The organism is Acinetobacter sp. 479375, assembly GCF_000581715.1.
Classification (GTDB): domain Bacteria; phylum Pseudomonadota; class Gammaproteobacteria; order Pseudomonadales; family Moraxellaceae; genus Acinetobacter; species Acinetobacter ursingii.
Genome location: NZ_JEZN01000001.1, coordinates 417,886 through 439,338, shown reverse-complemented (window position 1 = coordinate 439,338; position 21,453 = coordinate 417,886). Strand labels below are relative to the sequence as shown.

17 protein-coding genes are annotated in these 21,453 nt (G+C 40.0%); 5 read left to right on the top strand and 12 right to left on the bottom strand.

Features of this window, described 5'->3' with window-relative positions; translation table 11 throughout:
• Positions 1-175 precede the first annotated feature (175 nt).
• The 6 genes from mfd to J500_RS02170 form a co-directional block, all read right to left on the bottom strand.
• Positions 176-3,634 (bottom strand): transcription-repair coupling factor, encoded by a 3,459-nt coding sequence (gene mfd, locus J500_RS02195; protein WP_004997713.1) that lies wholly within the window; start codon positions 3,632-3,634, stop codon positions 176-178.
• Positions 3,635-3,730: 96 nt separating this feature from the next.
• Positions 3,731-4,084 carry a hypothetical protein gene (locus tag J500_RS02190; protein ID WP_004997710.1) on the bottom strand — a complete coding sequence of 118 codons (354 nt, stop codon included), beginning with the start codon at positions 4,082-4,084 and terminating at the stop codon, positions 3,731-3,733.
• Positions 4,085-4,109: 25 nt separating this feature from the next.
• On the bottom strand, positions 4,110-5,135 hold the full coding sequence (locus J500_RS02185) for an alpha/beta hydrolase (RefSeq protein WP_004997709.1): 1,026 nt from the start codon (positions 5,133-5,135) through the stop codon (positions 4,110-4,112).
• Positions 5,136-6,278 (bottom strand): YdcF family protein, encoded by a 1,143-nt coding sequence (locus J500_RS02180; protein ID WP_004997707.1) that lies wholly within the window; start codon positions 6,276-6,278, stop codon positions 5,136-5,138. It abuts the gene before it with no gap.
• A gap of 2 nt (positions 6,279-6,280) precedes the next feature.
• Positions 6,281-7,318, bottom strand: a complete 1,038-nt coding sequence (gene murB / locus J500_RS02175; protein WP_034697901.1) for a UDP-N-acetylmuramate dehydrogenase — start codon at positions 7,316-7,318, stop codon at positions 6,281-6,283.
• Between the two features lie 45 nt (positions 7,319-7,363).
• The gene (locus J500_RS02170) at positions 7,364-7,867 is read right to left on the bottom strand and encodes a low molecular weight protein-tyrosine-phosphatase (RefSeq protein ID WP_004997703.1); all 504 of its coding nucleotides are present in this window, start codon (positions 7,865-7,867) and stop codon (positions 7,364-7,366) included.
• A 118-nt stretch (positions 7,868-7,985) separates the two neighbouring features.
• Between J500_RS02170 and J500_RS02165 the strand changes: the two genes are divergently transcribed.
• Both J500_RS02165 and J500_RS02160 read left to right on the top strand, forming a co-directional pair.
• Complete coding sequence (locus J500_RS02165) at positions 7,986-9,146, top strand: iron-containing alcohol dehydrogenase (RefSeq protein ID WP_004997701.1); 1,161 nt, start codon at positions 7,986-7,988, stop codon at positions 9,144-9,146.
• Positions 9,143-9,604: an acyl-CoA thioesterase gene (locus J500_RS02160; protein WP_004997700.1), complete on the top strand. Its 462-nt coding sequence runs from the start codon at positions 9,143-9,145 to the stop codon at positions 9,602-9,604. The genes J500_RS02165 and J500_RS02160 overlap by 4 nt, the downstream gene beginning before the upstream one ends.
• Positions 9,605-9,627: 23 nt before the next feature.
• Here J500_RS02160 and dnaX read toward each other — a convergent pair whose 3' ends face one another.
• Both dnaX and J500_RS02150 read right to left on the bottom strand, forming a co-directional pair.
• A complete protein-coding gene (dnaX, locus tag J500_RS02155) occupies positions 9,628-11,883 on the bottom strand; it encodes a DNA polymerase III subunit gamma/tau (RefSeq protein WP_034697814.1) in 2,256 nt (751 codons plus the stop codon).
• A gap of 103 nt (positions 11,884-11,986) precedes the next feature.
• Positions 11,987-13,489 carry a SmvA family efflux MFS transporter gene (locus J500_RS02150; RefSeq protein WP_034697811.1) on the bottom strand — a complete coding sequence of 501 codons (1,503 nt, stop codon included), beginning with the start codon at positions 13,487-13,489 and terminating at the stop codon, positions 11,987-11,989.
• A 121-nt stretch (positions 13,490-13,610) separates the two neighbouring features.
• Between J500_RS02150 and J500_RS02145 the strand changes: the two genes are divergently transcribed.
• Positions 13,611-14,204, top strand: coding sequence for a TetR family transcriptional regulator (locus J500_RS02145; protein WP_034697808.1), 594 nt, complete (start codon positions 13,611-13,613; stop codon positions 14,202-14,204).
• A 69-nt stretch (positions 14,205-14,273) separates the two neighbouring features.
• A complete protein-coding gene (locus J500_RS02140) occupies positions 14,274-14,789 on the top strand; it encodes a GNAT family N-acetyltransferase (protein WP_034697805.1) in 516 nt (171 codons plus the stop codon).
• Between the two features lies 1 nt (position 14,790).
• Here the strand turns inward: J500_RS02140 and J500_RS02135 are convergent, their stop codons facing one another.
• The 3 genes from J500_RS02135 to J500_RS02125 form a co-directional block, all read right to left on the bottom strand.
• Entirely contained in the window at positions 14,791-16,053 is a 1,263-nt protein-coding gene (locus J500_RS02135) for a serine hydrolase domain-containing protein (RefSeq protein WP_034697802.1), read from the bottom strand.
• Positions 16,054-16,115: 62 nt separating this feature from the next.
• Complete coding sequence (locus J500_RS02130) at positions 16,116-16,970, bottom strand: MaoC family dehydratase (RefSeq protein ID WP_034697799.1); 855 nt, start codon at positions 16,968-16,970, stop codon at positions 16,116-16,118.
• Positions 16,971-17,082: 112 nt separating this feature from the next.
• Positions 17,083-18,474: a 3-oxoacyl-ACP reductase gene (locus J500_RS02125; protein ID WP_004997669.1), complete on the bottom strand. Its 1,392-nt coding sequence runs from the start codon at positions 18,472-18,474 to the stop codon at positions 17,083-17,085.
• A gap of 241 nt (positions 18,475-18,715) precedes the next feature.
• Here J500_RS02125 and J500_RS02120 point away from each other — a divergent pair, with 241 nt between their 5' ends.
• The gene (locus tag J500_RS02120; protein ID WP_004997667.1) at positions 18,716-20,272 is read left to right on the top strand and encodes an acetyl-CoA C-acetyltransferase; all 1,557 of its coding nucleotides are present in this window, start codon (positions 18,716-18,718) and stop codon (positions 20,270-20,272) included.
• 91 nt (positions 20,273-20,363) lie between these two features.
• Here the strand turns inward: J500_RS02120 and J500_RS02115 are convergent, their stop codons facing one another.
• Positions 20,364-21,368 carry an alpha/beta hydrolase gene (locus J500_RS02115; RefSeq protein ID WP_004997666.1) on the bottom strand — a complete coding sequence of 335 codons (1,005 nt, stop codon included), beginning with the start codon at positions 21,366-21,368 and terminating at the stop codon, positions 20,364-20,366.
• Between the last annotated feature and the right edge of the window lie 85 nt (positions 21,369-21,453).

The window sequence follows — 21,453 nt, the reverse complement described above, 5'->3', positions numbered from 1 at the left end:
TATTATTAGTACCTTGTTTACTTACAAATAACAATGATTTTATTCAATAATTCAGCGATAAAAGTCCAATTTTACAGCGGTTTGCTGATCGATTTAGCCAACCTCAAGTTAAACTAAAAAATGTGATGAAAATCGATAGCATTTCATCACATTAGCTTAACAAAAGTTGCATGTCTTAATGCAACTCATTAACAAGTTTTGCAAGTAAATCCTGAATAAATTGGACACGTTTATCATATTCCTGTAATTGCACTGTAATTTTTAAACGCTGCCCACCTTCCATCCGATAATAAGTTGGATTTTTCTGCATCAGTTGAATAATGCTGATCGCTTGTACAGGCGTATCTGGTGAAAATTCAACATAGCCCCCGTTTGCATTGATATCAATCTTGGTTATACCTAGATGTTCGGCTTTAAGACGAATCTGATGCACACTAAATAGCTGTTTAACTGCTTGTGGCAATGTCCCAAAACGATCAATCAATTCCATGCGGATATTATCGAGCTTTTCCTGTGTATCGGTATTACTGATTCGTTTGTAAAATAACAATCGCTGATGTACATCCCCAAGATAATCATCTGGAATTAAAGCTGGCATGTGTAAATTAATTTCTGCGGTTAACGATAAAGGCGCATCGAAATTCGGTGTTTTACCCTTTTGAATGGCTTTGGTAGCTTTTTCTAGCATTTCCATATACAAGCTATAACCAATTGCCTGCATAGAACCACTTTGCTGTTCACCCAGTAATTCACCCGCACCACGGATTTCCAAGTCTTCGGTGGCGAGCATAAAACCCGCTCCTAGTGTTGAAGCGCGTTGAATCGCATCCAGACGTTTTTCGGCATCACCTTTCAAATGTTTAATTGATGGTACCAGCAAATAGGCATAAGCCTGATGATGTGAGCGCCCAACTCGACCACGTAATTGATGCAATTGCGCCAATCCAAGCTTATCCGCTCGTTCAATGATAATGGTATTGGCATTAGGGACATCAATTCCTGTTTCAATAATGGTTGAACACACCAATACATTGAATTCTTTATGATAAAACTGCTGCATCACTTGTTCGAGCTCACGTTCACGCATCTGCCCATGCGCAACTGCAACACGGGCTTCTGGTACTAGATATCGAATATTTTCGGCAGTGCGCTCAATCGTATCGACTTCATTATGTAAGAAATAGACCTGACCACCCCGTAGTAATTCACGCAAAATGGCTTCTTTGACAGACTCATCGGTATGTTCTTGCATAAAGGTTTTTACTGCCAAACGTCGTGCTGGCGGTGTCGCAATAATCGATAAATCACGCATTCCAGAAAATGCCATATTTAAGGTACGCGGAATCGGTGTTGCTGTTAATGTCAGCATATCGACATCAGCACGTAAGGCTTTAATTCGCTCTTTATCTCTTACACCAAAACGGTGTTCTTCATCGACAATCATTAAGCCCAGATTTTTAAACTGGACATTTTCCTGAAGTAATTTATGTGTTCCAATCACAATATCGACTTTGCCATCAATCAAATCTTCAATATTTTTTTGATGAGCTTTGTTGGAACCAAAACGCGATAAAACTTCGATGCGTACGGGCCAGTCTGCAAAACGATCTTTAAAAGATTCATAATGTTGCTGCGCCAAAAGTGTTGTTGGAACTAAAACCGCTACCTGTTTATTATTTTGCACTGCCACAAAAGCCGCTCGCATCGCCACTTCAGTTTTACCAAAACCGACATCACCGCAGACCAAACGATCCATTGGTTTTGCCAAATGCATATCGTGTATAGTCGCTTCAATGGCATTGGCCTGATCGAGCGTTTCCTCATAAGCAAAACCACTGGCAAATTGCATATACAAACTTTGATCCAGTTCAAAAGCAAACCCCGGTTTAGATTGACGACGCGCCTGTATATGCAATAATTCCGCAGCTACATCATGAATTTGCTCTAAAGCTTTTCGTTTTGCTTTGCTCCATGTATCTGTTCCCAACTTATGTAATGGCGCAAGGTCAGGATCACCGCCACTGTAGCGACTAATCAAATGCAAATTAGTCACGGGAACATAAACTTTAGCTCCCTCAGCATAATCAAGCTGCAAAAACTCATGATCCTGCCCATCGATTGCCAGCGTGATCAGTCCTGCATATCGTCCGACCCCATGATCGATATGCACCACAGGTGCGCCAATGCTGAGTTCGGTGAGGCTACGGATCAGAAATTCTTCAGAAACTTCTTGTTGACGTTTACGACGGCGTTGTACAACACGATGCTCATAAAGCTGATTTTCTGAAATCACTGAAAGCTGATCTCGAATCACTAAGCCTCGATCTAAGGGCGCGTTGGTAATCGCAATCGCATATTGCTGTTTAAGAAAATCGCTAAAACCTTCGACATTTGGAATTTCACCCAGACTCGATCGCAATGAATCTTTTAAACTTTCACGACGACCAGCACTTTCAGCGACCAAAAGCACGGGATGATTTGACTCATCAATATACTGTTTGACACTTTCAAAAGGATGCTCTTTTTTGGCATCGACAGGTAGTTTCGGTGGAGCTAAGGTATCAAGATTGATTGCGCCTACACGTAGTTCTGTTGCTTCTGCACTGGCTAAAATTCGGGGGAATTGATTAAGACGTTCAAGCACCAGATTTGGCATGAGAAATAATTCTTCTGGAGCTAAAAGTGGCTGATCAATATTATGTCTACGACTTTCATAACGCTGTAGAACATCTTTCCAAAATTGGGATAAGAATTCATCCAAATCGGTATTAGTAATGACAACGCAATTCTTTGGTAAGTAAGATGTAAACGCACTCTGCGTTTGCATAATTTCCTTTTCAAAAAATAAGGGGAAATAAAACTCAACACCTGGCGATGAAATTCCATCTAATACATCTTGATAGATCGGATTTTTCTTAGGATTTGCCGTTGGAAAACTTTCAGCGTAACGGTCACGAAAGACTGAACGTCCTTCTTTTAATGGAAATTCTTTTGCAGGTAATACTGTAAATTGATCCAGACTCTCCGTCGTTCGCTGGGTTTCTGGATCAAAAAATTTGAGTGTATCTATTTCATCATCGAATAAGTCAACACGAATCGGTTGTTCTTGTCCAGACGCGAAAATATCCATGATGCTGCCACGAACGGCAAACTCACCATGATCATAAACCGTATCGACCAAATGGTAACCCGCCTGAATCAGTCTTAATTTTTCTTTTTCCAGATCAAACTTTTGTCCCACACGAATATCAAAATGTTCTCCCAATATCCATGAAACAGGTGCAACTCGTTGAGCCAGTGTCGCAGCAGAGATCAGCAAGACCCCTTTTTGCGGCATATTGGATAGAATCGCAAGGCGTTCTGAAACAATGTCCTGATGAGGCGAAAGACGATCATAAGGCAGAATTTCCCAGTCAGGAAAAATTGTGGGTTTAACCCCATAAAATTCAAGCTCACTTTCCAGTTGAGCCAAGTGCTGATTATTTCTTGCTACAATGACCAATAGAGATGCACATTGATCGGCCATTTCTTTAAATAGTAATGCGCCAGATGAACCTAATATTGATCCGATCCAGCGTTTTTCGCCTGCTTTTAATTGCTGTAATTTGAGCTGAGAGATTTCTTGTTGGAACATTGAATGTGTTTGGATAAAAGACATAGCACCTATATTAACATGATGCACCACGACCAAACTTGATTTATGTTGTTGTTTGCGCAAGCTTTGAAGGAATTATTTGTCTCGTTTAAACTCACGGTAATATTGATTGAGCTTTTCGATCAGGCTTTTGAATTGTTGTAAATTCTCGTGATTATTTCCCAAACGCTGGATATAACGTCCTGTTGCCATTTCCAGATCAATTTTTTCATTAATCAGCATCGATCTTAAATAAAGCTGTTCCAAATCATTAAAACTGGATAACTTTCGATTTGAAAAATATTCCAGTCGTTCCGATAAATCATTCATAACAATCCCATCCACTATATAGCCCTGTACTGCATCGAACTGAATTTGATGCTGTTGCATATATTGCTGTTCAGCCGATGGCTTGCCGGATTTAAATAAATTTGAAAGCTTGTTTAACATTGCTAGTCATCACGAATACAGTTCATCAATAGTAATAATGCTTCGGTCGTGCATGTAAGAATGCAGGAATCAGCCCCGTTAAAGCAGCACGAATATCAGCGCGTTCATTGATTAACTGATGAGAACCTTCTTCAAGCATTAGCAAGGTTTGTAAGCGAAATTTACGTCGAATAAACTCAATGTTATATCGCCAGTCGACCGTTTGATCCAATGCGCCTTGCGCCAACCAGACTGGAATACGACATGGCGGACGTTGCTCCATTTCCAGCATCCATTTAGACATGGCTAAAATCCAGTCCATTCCCATCATACGCGGTTGAAGTGGATCTTTAAGCCGAATAAAACGCAGAAATTCTGGATTGTGATTATTGCGTCTAAAATGACGCGGAACTTGGCGTTTAATCCGTTTAATAATGCCCAAGCCCACTGAATTGTGCCACCATGCGGTTTTTGCAGGTCGAATCAATGGTGATAATAATAACACCCGATCTACAATCGGATCTTGGCGTTTTTCTGCATATTCAAGTAAATGATGCATCCAGATCGCGCCACCCGTACTCTGCCCAATACCCAACCACGGTTTTGGAAGTTGATTGGCATGTTTAACGTATTGGTGAACTGCTTTTAAGACTTGTTGATAATGATCAAAATTTTGAATATTGGCAGGTGAACCATCACTTAGACCATGACCCGGCAAATCATAAGTCAATACACTAAAACCCTGTTCCAGAATTTCACGGATAATCGGTTGATAGATCCCGCTATGTTCCAGATAACCATGCAATAAACATACTGTACCTAATGGTTTACGATGTGGCTTAAATACCTGTACATGCAGTTTGAACAATGGCATTTGGATATAGCCTTGCCATTGTTCACAATCAAGCAAATCAAGACCATAGAGTTTACGATAAGCTAAAAGATCTTTTGATGGCTCAAAGGCATGATTTAGATTTAAAGGTTCAAGTACATGCGGAGTTAAATCACGACTTGGAACAGGTAAATCCAGTTGCTGAAGCGCAGTTGGATTTAAAAAAGGAATTTCTGGCATTTAAGGTACCTCCCGACATCCGCTAGAGCCAAAAAGTACATCACGTATAGTCGCCAATAGCTCATAATTGGCTCGACGACTATGATCATAATTTTGTTGACTTGGTTGCCATTTTGTCAATTGTGTCGGCATAGGTGCTTCAACAGGAATAGTTTCAATTCCATTTAAAGCAAATAAACGTCTTGTTCTTGGCATATGATAAATATCTGTGACCAACATGACTGTTGGCGCTCCCCCTTTTTTTTGTAGTAATAAAGAACTAAAGCGTGTGTTTTCACAGGTATTCATACTTCTATTTTCAAGAAGTTTTGCATCTACACCCCGTTGTTTCAGCCATTTTTGCATATAGGGTGCTTCTACACCGCTCAATACAATAGGTAAATGATTTTGTTGGTGTAATTCCAGCGTTTTTTCCAGTCTTAACCGTGTATAAGGATTAACAACGATATCCTTTTTGTTTTCATCCAGCGTCAAACCACCACCTAAAACCACAATGGCATAAGGCTTATTATGATTTGCGGGCTTTTCATCATTCTGATTTTGCTGAACGTAAGCAACATCCTGTGAAGTTTGTTGATCAATCGTTTTTTCATGCTCAACTGAAACAGGATGTTTTTTAAGAAATTCAACATACTGCTGCATTAATGCTTTATTTTCAGAGCTATTAAGTTCAATCAATGGATTTGCAGGCTCATCGACGTGTACCTCACTTGCAGCAGCTTCTGGTTCTGAAACAGAAGCTTTAAGCAATGGCACGGCTGGCTTTTCCTGATCTTCATCTTCTGCTTCTTCTTGTTTTTGCTGTTCTAATATACGCTCTTGTAAAAGCTTATATCGAGTTTGTAGCAAGCTTAAAGACTCTGGATCTTTTGAGTTTAGCGCTTCTTCAATCAGGCTTAAATAAGCCTGACGTGCAATCCATAGGTTTGATCCTGGTTCAAGATTATCATGTTCACTTAATGCAGCCTGTTGCTGACTTTTTGCTGCGACTTGATTGACTTCGACAGGCACAAAATAATTTAAAGCTTTTACAATCAATTTTGAGTAAAAAGGCGTATAAATAAAAACCATTAGACAAGCAAAGAATACGAATAGTATGGCAACTAAACGTACTAATCGAATCGCCCAATGCGTTTTAACCATAACTACACTTCCGAATGGGATCGAATTAATCCATTTGAGTCAAATAACACTGGCTCTGGTTCAAGCTGGATATTAAAACGCTGTTTTACATCATATTGAACAGACTGATAAGTGTGCCTAACATCACTTAAAGATGCATTGGCATAATTCACTAAAACCAATGCCTGCTTTTCAAACATCCCAACAGAACCCAACTTTTTACCTTTCCAGCCTGCTTGATCAATCAGCCAGCCTGCCGCAATTTTAACGCAGCCTTGGGCTTGAGGATAATGTGAAATTTGCGGAAATTTTGTAAGTAACTGATCAAAATCTGCTTGATCAATCACAGGATTTTTAAAGAAACTGCCGACATTCGGATATTGCTTTGGATTGGGCAATTTACTCTGACGAATCTGAATCACCTGTTTCTGTAAATTTTCAGGGCTGACATCACTTCCCACTGCGGCTTTTAAATCACCATAATTCAATTTAAGTTGAGGTTGTTTCAATAAACGAAAAGTGACATGAGTGATAATGTAACGGTTTGGGTCACGTTTAAAAATACTATCCCGATAAGCAAATTGGCAATCTTCAGCGAAAATATCTTGTGTCGTTTTCTCAAATCGGTCATAGACTTGTACAGACTCGATAAACTCACCGACCTCGACCCCATAAGCGCCAATATTTTGTACAGGTGAAGCCCCAACCAGACCTGGAATGAGTGCTAGATTTTGTAGTCCATACCAGCCGTTCTCTGTAGTCATCAAGACAAAATCATGCCAAATCTGCCCTCCACCAACTTTGACTTTTACATGGTTAGGGTGATCTTCAACCAGCTCGATACCCTGAATATTGATATGCAATACCAATGCATAAATATGCTCTGGCAATAACAAATTGCTCCCACCAGACAGAATGAGAACATTCAATTGCTGTTGTTCGGCATAGTTTAACGCCACGATTAAGCTTTGGATTGAATCAATTTTTACATAATGTGAAGCGATTGAGTGCAAATTTAAAGTATTAAAAGGTTGAAGCTGTACATCGTGTTGAATTTGGATCACAGGTAAACTCATTTTTATTGATTGCTAGTCATGACTTGCTGTTTAAAGCTTGCTGTTTAAAGATTTGCACCATGCCTGCGCACTAGATTCACATTGATCGAGCACTCGCTCAAAACCATCAGCTCCACCATAATAAGGATCAGGCAATGCCTGACCGAAGTAAACTGGATCATGCTCACTCATTAAAGCAACTGTTGCCAGCAATTGATGTGGCTTATATTGTTTTAATGCTTTTTGTTTAAGTAGTTGAATATCATCAAAATTCTCATGATCCATTGCTAGAATAAGATCAAACTCCAAAAAATCTTGAACCCTGAGCTGACGAGCACGTAAAGAAGACAAATCATAACCCCGTTTTAATGCATGCTGCTGACTTCGAGAATCAGGTGCTTTGTTGGGATGATAATTACTCGTACCTGCCGAATCCACCACGACATTCAGTTGATATGTATCACAAAAGTGTCTTAAAACAATCTCTGCCGTGGGAGAACGACAAATATTTCCCAAACAGACACAAAGCACCTTATAAGGTGGGTGTGATGACATATAAACCTCGAAAGTGCTTTATTTTCAGGTGTCTTATGTTAATTTATTTAAAAGCAGAATCCTATAGAAGAAATGAACAGAAATGTTCGATTTATGATGAAAAATAAGGAAATACCTCATGAGCCAATTTCAATTTCAGACAGCAGCTCGCATTATTTCAGGTCTTGGCTCAATACAGGAACTTAAACAGATTATTCTCGAGAATCACTATCGAAAACTTCTTATCATTACCGATGCAGGAATGGTACAACACCAGCTGCATTTACCTATTATCGAGATTTTAGAACGCCTAAATATTACTTATTCAATTTATTCCAACATTCAGGCTGACCCGCCCGAACATATCGTGCTCGATGCCGCTGAGTTTGCTAAAAAAGAAAAAGTTGATGCGATTTTGGGTTTTGGTGGTGGTAGTTCGATGGATGTTGCTAAAATCATTGCCTTATTGGCACATCCTGAACAAAGACAGACTATCGCGGAGATGTATGGCGTGAATAACGCCAAAGGCCCCAAACTGCCACTAATTCTAGTGCCTACCACTGCTGGGACTGGCTCCGAAGTTACCCCAATTTCTATCGTCACTACAGGTGAAACCACTAAAACAGGTATTGTCTCCCCCCATTTATATGCTGATATTGCCATATTGGATGCAAATTTCACTCAAGGCCTACCTGCACATATTACTGCTGCGACAGGGATAGATGCGATGGTGCATGCCATAGAAGCCTATACCTCCAAAATCAAGAAAAATTTCTACGCGGATATGTTGGCAAAAAATGCATTGCGCTTACTCAATGATAATCTGCCTAAAGTCCTCAAAGATGGTACGGATCTCGAGGCGCGACAAAATATGTTATTGGGATCAATGCTCGCGGGACAAGCTTTTGCCAATGCACCAGTGGGTGCAGTTCATGCCTTAGCCTATCCATTAGGTGGGCATTTTCATCTTTCGCATGGGCATACCAATGCATTGGTTTTAGTCGAAGTTCTCAAATTCAATGCACCACATGCCAAGCATCTCTATGCAGAACTGATGCAATGGCTGGATCCACATAGTAATGGCTGTTCCGATGGTTTATGTGATCTTTTTATTGATCATATGCAAAATCACTTAGATCAAAGTGGACTGGTTTTAAAGCTACAAGATTTGAATGTACCACGGCAAAGTCTTGAGACGCTTGCCAAAGATGCGATGCTACAAACTCGCCTTTTACAAAATAATCCATGCGAAATGACGGAACAAGCTGCGCTTGGAATCTATGAGGCGATTTACGCATGAACAAAGAATCGATAAAAACTGTAATAAAAACACGTGATCAATTTCATTTCTTTTTAAATATCCAGACACGCTGGGCAGATAATGATATTTATGGTCATGTCAACAATGTCACTTATTATAGTTACTTTGACACTGCTGCGAACTCATTACTGATTCAACACGCGGGTTTTGATATCCGCCAATCTCCCATCATTGGTCTCGTGGTTGATTCTGCATGCAGTTTTTTTCAAGAACTGTCTTTTCCAGATATTATTGAAGTTGGCGTAGCCATTGCGAAAATTGGAAATTCATCTTTAAGATATGAATTAGCCATTTTTAAACAACATCATGTTGAACCGTCTGCTCAAGGTCATTTTGTCCATGTTTTTGTGGATCGTGAAACGCGCAAAACAACATCCGTTCCAGACACAATCAGAATAGCACTTCAACCTTATGTATTAAAAAGCGAATCAGATTAAATACGTTTAAAAAAACTACTTCATCATGGTTTTAACTGGATATTTTGTAATTCACCTTGAAATGTTTCCAATAAACTTTTGACCACAGAATCTTTTTTCAACAAATGTTCGGCTCGTTGAAAGGCTTTTTGTTTACGTTCCGCTTGTTTTACAAATGGTGTGATACCTGAAACTTCAGCATATTGCACCGTAAACTGGGTATTTGGCCATAAAGATCGAATCTCGGTTTCCAAAGCATGTTGAAGCTGTGAAAGCATGCCTTCATATTGCTGCGGAATGGTAAATGTACATAGTCCGTCTATTTGACCTGACATCAGACCATGCTGTGCCAACTCCTGAACAGCAGGTGAAAGCTGGCTGTTTCTAAACCAATATTCCCACTTTTCCAGCGTCCATTCGCCATCAAGAACTTCCGCAGAAAGTTTAAGAATTTCTTGTGGCATTAAATCTTCATGACGCGACGCAACAGGTTGATGTTCTTCAAACTGTATGGTCTGGGCAGTGGATTCAAAATTCACTGCAGCATCAGTAGCTGAAATGCTAGGATTTTGGGCACTTTCATATAGATTTTCTAGAGGTTTACTAGAGTCTTCAATATTATCTGATAGTGAAGATACCGGTCGATCTGATGAAACATTCTCTGTTGGAACAATACCATCTTGAACCAAAAGCATATCTTGCTTTGCCTCGCCCAGAGGTTCGATAGGTTCAACTAGAAAAGAATCCTGCGATGGATCGACTATATCTGATTTAGTTAAGAGTTCTTCTACAGGAAAAACCTGCATCTCATCGACTGACATCGCTGGTACAGGTTTTTCTGTATCGAATCCAATCAACTCATCTGAATTTGCATCAAAGACCACCATATTTTCTTGTGTGTCAGTTGTAGGTGCAGGAGAAGACTCCAACGCTTCATGATCCATGGCAATCAATTGCTCTGGTTCTTCAAAGGTTTGAGATTCTTCCTCAAAATTTTCAGTATTAATTAGGACTGAACTGGCTTCAACTTGATCAGATTTAGAGGATATTGGCTGAATATGCGAAACAGCCGTCAAATCATCTTTGGGCAAATCATGTGCGGATAAGTTATCAGTGGAAAAATCATGTGCGAATGTCGATGTATTTGCTTCAAAGCTAGGTTGTACAGTTTCAGATGACATTCCTGGAGATTGTTCAAGCACAACTTCATCGATTGCTAAAGGACGAAATGCCAATAAACGTAGCACACACATCTCGAAACCTTGTTCTTGAGTCACGGCGAGTTGTAATTCTGCTCGACCTTTACAGGCAATCTGATAGTAAAGCTGTAAATCCTGAGCCGACACCATTTTTGACAATGCTAAAATCTTTTGATTGATTTCCTCACTGTATTTGAGGCTTAACTCAGGTAAATATTGCAACAAGGCCAGTTCATGTAAGGTGGAGATCAACTGATCCAGTACCAGTGATACATCAAGCGCTTGTTGGCGGAATTGTAGTAATAATTGGCTGACACGCGCCTGTTGATTTTGATGAATCGCAATGATCAGATCATAGATAATGGTTCGATCAATCAGCCCCAACATTTCCTTAACATCTTGATGATGGACTTCACCTTGCCCGTAAGCAATCGCCTGATCTGTTAAAGATAAAGCATCACGCAAAGACCCTTGCGCAGATTCTGCAATCTGCCAAATCGCATCTTTGTCTGCACTGATCTGTTCTTTGTCTAAAATAGTCGTCAGATGTTCGGTAATTTCATCTACAGCTAAAGGACGCAAGGTGAATTGTAGGCATCGAGAAATCACCGTAATTGGAAGCTTTTGCGGATCTGTGGTTGCAAATAAAAACTTCACATGTTCTGGCGGCTCTTCCAGAGTTTTAAGCAAGGCATTAAATGAGTGCGTAGACAGCATATGCACTTCGTCAATCAAATAAACCTTAAAACGCCCCTGAGTTGGTGCATAAGGCACATTGTCCAAAAGCTCACGTGTATCTTCAACTTTGGTACGTGATGCCGCATCAATCTCAATCAGATCAATAAAACGACCTTCATTGACAGCGCGACAAGTTGCACAAACTTCACAAGGGGTAGAAGTAACGCCTGTTTCACAATTTAGACATTTCGCCAGAATACGCGCTATGGTCGTTTTACCCACGCCGCGCGTACCTGTAAACAAGTAGGCATGATGCAAACGTCCACGCTCAAGCGCACTAGTGAGTGCACGTGACACATGATTTTGCCCGACCAATTCAATAAAATTAAGAGGACGGTATTTTCTAGCCAGTACTTGATACATGAATGCTCCTTAATGTATTTATAAGGATACTGTTTTTTTGCCCGATAGTGAATGAATTCAGCAACAATACATCAACAAGCAAATATTAAATAAACAAATTGTTTTAATAGCTATTCTCCTCATCACATACTCGCTTAGAAGGCAATGCCCACCACACAAAACCAGATAAAATTAAAAATAAACTTCCTGCAATCGCAAGCACTTTCGCATGTGAATGACTAAAAGCATCTGATGCTGCCTGAGTCAATGCGAGCACTAAGCTTTTATCATCGAGTTGTTGTGCAATTTGCATCGCTTCAGCAATTGAATGACTTGCTGTTTGAGCTAACTCAGATGGTAAACCATGTGGAATCAATAAAGATTGCGTATAAAAAAAAGAAAGTAAAAGACCAAATATTGTAATCCCTAAACCGGCACCGAGTTCATATGCCATACCCTCTATTGCCCCAGCTGCGGTTGCTTTGTGTGGAGGCACAGCAGTCATAATCGCAGCAGTTGATGAAAGCAATGCAATTTCAACACTGATGCCCATAACAATCATGAGACTCCACGTTTGCAAATGTTGTGTATCAAAATTAGTAAGCGCAAAACCCCATAAACTAAAGGCACACATCATCATCCCTAAAGTGGCGACTGGGCGAAGTCCATAACGATTCATTAAAAAACTGGTAAATGGCCCACCCAAGCTAATCGCAATCATAAAAGGTAAGATAAATAAGCCTGCCTGCAACGGTGTATAACTATAAACAAACTGAAGTTCTTGAGACAACAAAAGCTCGAATCCGACGAGTGCGATCATCGCCACAATTGCCATGACCATGCTGGTGGAAATCACAGGATGCTTAAACAAACTAAAATCAATCATTGGACTTGCTGATTTTAACTGCTGTTTAACAAAGAGGATCAAAGCACCGAGTCCAATCACAAACAATAAAATAATGAAATAATTCAATTCATGCGTCGCTGTTTTAGCGGCATAAATGATCATTAAAATTGCACTGACTAAAATAAGTGCCTGTAACAGATTTAAAGGCTGCTTAGATTCAACTTTTTGTTTTGGTACGATCCAAACCGTTAAAATGAGTACGAGGATAATGATGGGCACATTTATTAAAAACACAGCGCCCCAATCAAAATGCTCCAAAATAAAACCACCCAGTAGCGGACCAAAAGCTGCTCCACCGCCACCAACTGTTCCCCAAATCCCTAGCGCATAATTGCGTTGTTTTTCATCTAGAAAACTGTTGCGGACACCTGATAATGTGGCAGGAAGAATCATGGCAGCGCCTAACCCAAGTAAAGCGCGAGCCAAAATTAGCATATCAGCCGATTGAGCCAATGCCGCCATTAAAGATGCCAGACCAAAGATCGTCGCCCCTATGATCATTAGGCGTTTAAAACCAATACGATCCCCCAACGCTCCCATTGGCAGAATAAAACCTGCCATAATCAAGGAATAAATATCCATGACCCAGAGCATTTGGTTATTACTGAGTGCCAAAGTTGCGCTTAAGGTCGGAATCGCGACATGCAAAATGGTGGCATCAATCGAGACTGGCAAATAAATCAAAACGATGATTGCAAGAATCATCCACTTGCGGTACATAAAACACCCAATTTAAAGTTGGACACTTGTTCAAATTAAAATCATTATACTCAAACTTGAACAAACGTCCAACTTTTATTAAACTTGAATTTGATGATGATAAATATTGAAAGCCAAGCGAATGAACTATTTAAATCGTGAACAACGTCGTGACATGATTTTAGCTGCTGCTAAAACTTTGGCATTAAAAGAAGGTTTAAATGCATTGACCGTTCGGGCGATCGCAACGCAAGCAAAGGTTTCTACAGGTCAAGTTCATCATCATTTTGAGTCTGCCTCACACTTAAAAGCGCAAGTTTTTATTGAATTGATGGATCAATTGAATGAACTTGAAGCTCAGGTACTTACAGATTCATGGCTTCAACGTATTTCTTTACTATTGGGTTGTGAAAATATCGAGCAAACTCAGCCTTATTTACGACTTTGGAATGAAGCTGAAATTTTGATAGAACAAGATATCGAAATAAAAAAAGCCTATAACCTCACCATGCAACGATGGCACAATGTATTGGTGCAGTTGATTCAAGATGGGATACAACAAAAGCAGTTTAAAATGCTTGAAACGACAACCGCACAAGATGTGGCATGGCGACTCATTGCTTTTGTGTGTGGTTTAGAAGGAATTTATCAACTTGGTCTACAAGGCTTAGATCAGCCATCGTTTCAACGTCATGTGGAAATCATGATTAAAATGGAATTAATGAATTCAATCTAACTTTATATTTGCAAATGATTATTATTTATATATGATAATTAAGTTCGCTAAAAATATATAAATTTCACTATGCTTGCTACTCCAAGTCTTAGTTCTCCTAGACTTAACATAGAAACCTTTAAGTTACAGGATTGTCCTGATATTTATCCATGCATTACGTCAAGTTTGACTCAATTTATGTCTTGGGAGCCAGCAAAATCTTTTGCGGAATTTGAGTCGATTGGTAAAAGCTGGATACATGCTCAAACTCAAGGCACAGATCAATATTTTGTGCTAACAGATAAAAGCTCTCAAAAGTTTATTGGCTTAATTGGCATTCACCGTATCCATACTCAAACGCCTGAATTTGGTTTATGGATACGCGAAGATCAACACGCTAAGGGCTATGCCAAAGAAGCTTTGAAGTCGATTTATGATTGGGCGGTTTTAAACTTTGAAGCTGATTATTTTGTTTATCCTGTAGCAGAACAAAATTTTGCCAGCCGAAAACTTGTAGAAGGTTTGGGGGGAAGCATCAGCCATATCAAACAACAACCCAAATATATTCAGATCACTTATCACATTCCTGCAAAACTGAAAATTTAAATTAAAACCAGCCCTTACGCCCTGTTAATATCAGGTCTGCACAACGCAAGATTTCTTGAGTCAATCCCCATAAACGATAATCCCCCGTGATCGAACCAATTTTAAAATTATGAGTATAAGCAAAGCTTAAGTTTCGATCTGGATCGCACCATGCTCCCGAACCATTATAACCGATGTGTCCAAAGCCATTTTTGGCACGTTTGCCCATCGTTAAAACGCGATGATAACCGAGTCGCCAGTTCATCGGAATCGGCATGACTCTATCTCTTGCATAACTTTGAATCGTACTCAGTTGCTGAAAAACCTCTGGCTGGATCAAGGTGTGACCTTCCCATCGACCACCATTGGCAAGCATCGCATAGATCTTACTTAGGCTATTTGCTGTAAAAGCACCATTGGCTGCCGGTATAATCGCTTGCAGTCCCTCATCACTAAAGAAACTAAAATTTTTCATTCCTTTTGGGATCATCGCATCCTGAAAGTCTTGTGGATTTTGTCCAGTCCATGTGACTAATTTATCGGCAAGAGAAGGTTTATGTGCTTTTACTTTCTTTGTTTGAGCGTCTTGAGGTTTTTGTTCAGTTGATCTTTTTTGTGGAATTAATCTAGCAACACGATCCAACTCTGAACTCGGCACACCAAAAAATGCACCGTCTAATTGTAAAGGTTTAACCAAATAAGTTTGCATTAAATCGGATAAACCGCGTCCAGTCGCTTTTTCAAGCGCGCCCCCTACTAACCAGCCAAATGTTAATGCTTGATAAGCATTGCTTTGATTAACAGCAAAACGTGGCGTCGCTTGTTCAAACACCTGTAACATATGTGACCAATTCAGCATCTCACGTGCATCCTCAATCAAATTGCGAATGTCGTACAAACCGCTTTGATGACTCAATATATGTCTGAGTGTGATCTGCTCTTTATTGTTCTGCCCAAACGCTGGCCAATAATGTGCAATTGGAATGTCATATTCTATCAAGCCCCCACTGACTAAAATATGTGCCAAAGTTGCTAATACACCTTTTCCAGTTGAGTAACAAACAGAAAGCGTCTCATCATTCCATTGTTCAGTCTGTGACTTTTTTCCAGTATAAATATCAACCACTTTTTGACCGTGAAAATAAACGGCTAAAGCTGCTCCGCCTTGTTCAGTCCGCGCATCCTGCAAACGGCTAAATTGTTCTGCCAAATCGTGAAAACGCTGATCAATCGAACCGTGATAATTTTGCTTATCTGCAAATAAAATTTCTGTTAAAGCGCTCATTCTTGTTCCCTCATTTTTTCTAGTTTTATATAAAAAGCCCGAATTGATCGGGCTTTTAAAATTTACAAAGCGCTGACCGTCCCTGAAACATGCGGTTTTTTAGACTTTTCATTGCGAATTAAAAAATCAGTTTCCTTTGGCTGCTCTGCTGTCAAAAACTCAACTTTTGATGGCAAATACATTGGAAGTTTAAACCATACATCTGCTTCATAAGCGTCTGGTAAGTTGATATTGGCCAAAGCCTTTGCTTTACTCCACATTCCATGCGCAATCGCTTGTTTAAATCCAAAGGCTTTTGCCGTCACCGCATGAATATGGATGAGGTTAAAGTCGCCTGAAACTTTGGCATAACGACGACCTGTATTTTCTGCAATATCCCATACTTGTTGAAGTTGATACTCTGGTATTCTGCTTTCTTTTGCTTTTTCAGTAGTCTTTTTCTCTGTCTTTTGACGAGACAAGTAAGTGGTTAAACCTTGCATCACCACTTCATTACCCACTTTTGCAGTCGTAATGAAATCAAACTGAACGCCTTTATCATGCGGCTTTAACTCGCCAAATTTACAAGATAATGTTAAACGTTCATCTACTCCAATTTTACGTGTTTGTTTGACTTGATTACGAATATGAACCAAACCTAACACTGCAAATGGAAAAGCTTCTGTGGTCATCATATGCATCTGTAGACTCTGCGAAAGCACCGCTAAATAAATCGCAGGAATAAAACCATCATTTTTAAAGCCACAAACTTCATTATAAGCTTGCAAATGTTTTTGATCGACTTGAAATGAATCCACCACATATTCAACCTGTGGCAAAACTTTTGGACCCGTTGGCTTTTTAAATACCAGACCTTGAATGACTTTTGGATAAGCCAGATACGGTTTAGGAAGTTGGCTAAAATGGCGTGTATTCATGGTTGACCTTATTCAATTTTTATAGATTTACAATGAGGATACCCTCTCCTTAATGATAAAGAGAGGGCGAATATTATTCTATTTTCAAAGCGACCACATAAAAACCAGCAAATTATGCGCCGAGTAAGCTTTGCCCACAAACACGCACAACGTTACCGTTTAGACCAGTTGATGCAGTTGATGCGTACCATGCGATTGTTTCCGCAACATCAACAGGTAAACCACCTTGATTCATCGAGTTCATACGACGACCAGCTTCACGAATCGCAAATGGGATCGCAGCGGTCATCTGAGTTTCAATAAAACCTGGCGCAACAGCATTGATAGTAATACCATTTTTCAACGTTGGCGCAGTAAATTTCACCAGACCAATTACGCCTGCTTTAGATGCAGCATAGTTGGTTTGTCCCAAGTTCCCTGCAATACCACTGATTGAAGAAACGCAAACAATTCGACCATTTTCATTCAAGCCATCATTAGCCAATAGATAGTCATTGATACGTTCAGCCGCTGACAAGTTAATGTTAATTACCAGATCCCAAAGCTCAGGCTTCATATTGGCCAAAGTTTTGTCACGTGTAATACCAGCGTTATGTACAATAATATCCAAACCGCCCTGCTTTGCAGCAGCCGCTTTAATTTTCTCACCTGCATCAGCCGCAGTAATATCCAAACCTAAAGCCGAGCCACCAATTTCCGCTGCAACGCGATCAAGATCTGCTTGCTGCTGTGGTACATCCAGACAAATAACGTGTGCGCCATCGCGTGCCAATACATGTGCAATTGCTTCACCAATACCACGACTCGCACCTGTGACCAATGCAGTTTTACCTGCCAATGGCTGATTCCAGCCTACTTTTACCACATCTGCTTTAGATACACGGATCACCTGACCAGAAACATACGCTGAACGTGGAGAAAGCAAGAAACGTAAAGTTGATTCGATATTATCCGCCGCACCTTCATCCACATAGACGACTTGTGCAGTAATACCTTTTTTGAATTCTTTACCAACAGATTTCACAAAACCTTCAAGTGCACGTTGTGCAATCGCTTGCTTAACCGTTTTTGCTGATTCTGGCGTTGTTCCAATCACAATCACGCGACCAGAACTCTGAATTTGACGCGCGACTGGATTAAAGAATTTATACAGTTCATTCAACTGTTCAGAGTTTTGAATACCAGACGCATCAAAAACCACCGCCTTAAATTTAGACTCTTTATCGCCTGAATTAAAGGCACGTAAATTTAAACCCGCTTTTGCGGCAGTTTGCTGTAACTCTGCATTGTTACCTGCATAGCTATCTGCATGGATATTACTCAATACTTGAGCAATTGCACCAGACAATGAACTTGAAGGCGCAGCACCAAGCAATACAGCACCATTAATCACCGGTTCTGCACTTTCAAAACGATCTAGCACCACGGGTGATGGTAAACCTAAATTTTTTACGACAAATTTACCAAGTGGTGATTGGGTAAATGCCTGGTATTGATCAGTCATGGTTATTATCTCTCATGCAAAAAATGTATGTATAAACTCAGCCAGATAATTGCTGTTTATATCCTTTGTTGGAAACTTGTGAACATATAGGTTCATGGATTTGAATAAAATAATACTTGAGTTAATCTTGATATGTCTTGACCTGAATGCAGTCTAGAATGTCATTCTAGTCAATACAGGTCTATTTTAATTATGTTAATGTACACCGCAAGAATATCATAAACATGCTTGGAAAAGCCTTATGAGCAAAACAACTCAAGACAATCCACAAGAGCAAACAGCACCGACTAATACTGCTTCGGATACTGTGTCAAATACATCAAAGCGCACTCCACGCGCAACTAAAAGTACAGCTTCAGGTACAGCGAAAGCAACCTCTGCAACCGCAACCAAAACATCACGTACACGTGCAAGCACTGCGCGTACAAAAACGACTGCTGCAACCAGTAAAACGCCAGCTAGTACAAAAACATCAACTTCAACTAAAGCGCAACCTTCTGTTCAACAGGATCAAAACATGAGTCAAAACGCAATTCGCCGTGTCGCCATTATTGGTGGTAACCGTATTCCATTTGCCCGTTCTAATGGCGCGTATTTTAAAGCATCTAACATGGACATGCTGACTGCTGCATTAAATGGTCTGGTTGAACGTTACAACCTTCAAGGTCAACGCCTTGGTGAAGTCGTTGCGGGTGCGGTACTAAAACATAGCCGTGATTTTAATATGACCCGTGAGTGCGTACTGAACACTGCCCTTGCACCAGAAACACCTGCTTACGATATCCAGCAAGCATGTGGTACAGGTTTACAAGCTGCTTTTGCCGTTGCCAATAAAATTGCACTGGGACAAATCGATGTTGCAATTGCTGGCGGTGTAGATACAACTTCGGATGCTCCTATCGCATTTGGTGACGGGTTACGTAAAGCTTTGCTTGAATTGAACATCGCAAAAACAGGTAAAGATCGCTTAAAGGCTTTAACTAAAATTAATTTGAAAGAATTGATGGATGCGCCAAAAAATGGTGAACCACGCACAGGTCTTTCAATGGGCGATCACGCTGCAATTACCGCACTTGAATGGAATATTGGTCGTGAAGAACAGGATGAACTTGCTGCATCTTCTCATCACAAAATGGCAAAAGCCTATGAAGAAGGTTTCTTTGACGACTTAATTACCCCGTTTATGGGTCTTGAGCGCGACAATAACTTACGTCCAGACTCATCAGTCGAAAAACTTGCCAAACTTAAGCCTGTTTTTGGTAAAGGTGAAAATGCGACCATGACAGCGGGTAACTCTACTCCACTGACTGATGGTGCATCTGTTGTTCTTTTAGCTTCTGAAGAATGGGCGAAAGCAAACGGACATGAAGTATTGGCTTACTTAAGCTTCTCTGAAACAGCAGCAGTTGACTTCGTGAATAAAAAAGAAGGCTTATTAATGGCACCTGCTTATGCAGTTCCACGTATGCTTGAACGTGCTGGTTTAAAACTACAAGATTTCGATTATTACGAAATTCATGAAGCATTTGCATCACAAGTACTTTCTACGCTTAAAGCGTGGGAAGATCCTAAATTCTGTAAAGAGCGTTTAGGCTTAGATGCTCCTTTGGGTGCGATTGACCGTTCTAAATTGAACATTCACGGCTCTTCTTTAGCTGCGGGTCATCCATTTGCTGCCACAGGTGGTCGTATCCTTGCGACTGCGGCTAAAATTCTCAACCAAAAAGGTTCAGGGCGTATTTTAGTCTCGATCTGTGCCGCTGGTGGTCAAGGTGTGGTTGCCATTGTAGAAAAATAAGTTTTATTTATTTTCTATCAATGTCTTGAAAAAAATCAGCATCCTATTTGGATGCTGATTTTTTTATAACTACTTAAAATTTCAATCAAGTTCAAGAATGACGCTTGAGGAACTGGATCGACTGATCAAAAACTTCATGACTGGCTTTAAACCGCATATTGAAGTTAAAATCATGATTAATATTTTCGGCATAATCTTTGGTGTATATTTTCGAACTGACATCAACACCCAAATTTTTGAGCTTTTTAACCAATGGCTTAGTCTGGGTTTGGGTCAAAATATCCTGATCTGTTGCACTAAAATACACGGGTGGAAATTGCGCTGTGACCCATGGATAAGCGGACATCAAGTCTAATTGTTGATCCTTAGGATGAGGATAGCCACTGTATTGGGCAATGACGCTTTGTGCCCCCCAAGAAACGATTTTTCCAGCTTTTGCACTTGAGTGGTATAAGGTTTTTAAATCATAATCACCACTATGTAAAACGAGTCCCTTCACACTTTGAGCAGAAATAGACGCTTTCAAATTAAGCTGCTCTGCCATTTTAGGCGCATTTAATGCGGCAACATAACTACTCGTAATATTTGCACCTGCGGAATCACCACTAAAAAATACACGAGATAAGTCGATTGGTAATTGATTTTGGTGCTGAACAACATACTCAACTGCCTGATTTAACTCTAATACCTGTTGAGGATAAGCGGCTTGTGGAACTAAAGTATATTCAACATTGACTACCAAAAAACCTTGATCCGCAATCATTTTCGCATAAGGCAACATACTCTCTTTATTACCAGCAACCCAACCACCACCATGAACCAGAAAGACCACAGGAATCTTTTGATCGACCAACACTTCAGGATAAATAATATCCAATCTTTGACTCGACTGATCGCCATAATTTAGATCAGTTTTAATAATAAGTTGTTGATTAATATTTTCTTTGGCATATTGTTCAAGATATTGAACATTCTCTCGAGTTTGCTGATTATCCATTAATTTCGCGACCAGCGTGGTGGGTAAATTTTGGCAACCTGATGAGAAGATCAATAAACCGAAAGCAAAGCAAATCTTCATTTTTTTCAATTGTAACATCTGAACATAATCCATAATTTGATAATGTGCATTTTAGCCTTTTAAATATGCGAGCTATGCATACCAGAAAGTAAGTTGAACTGTG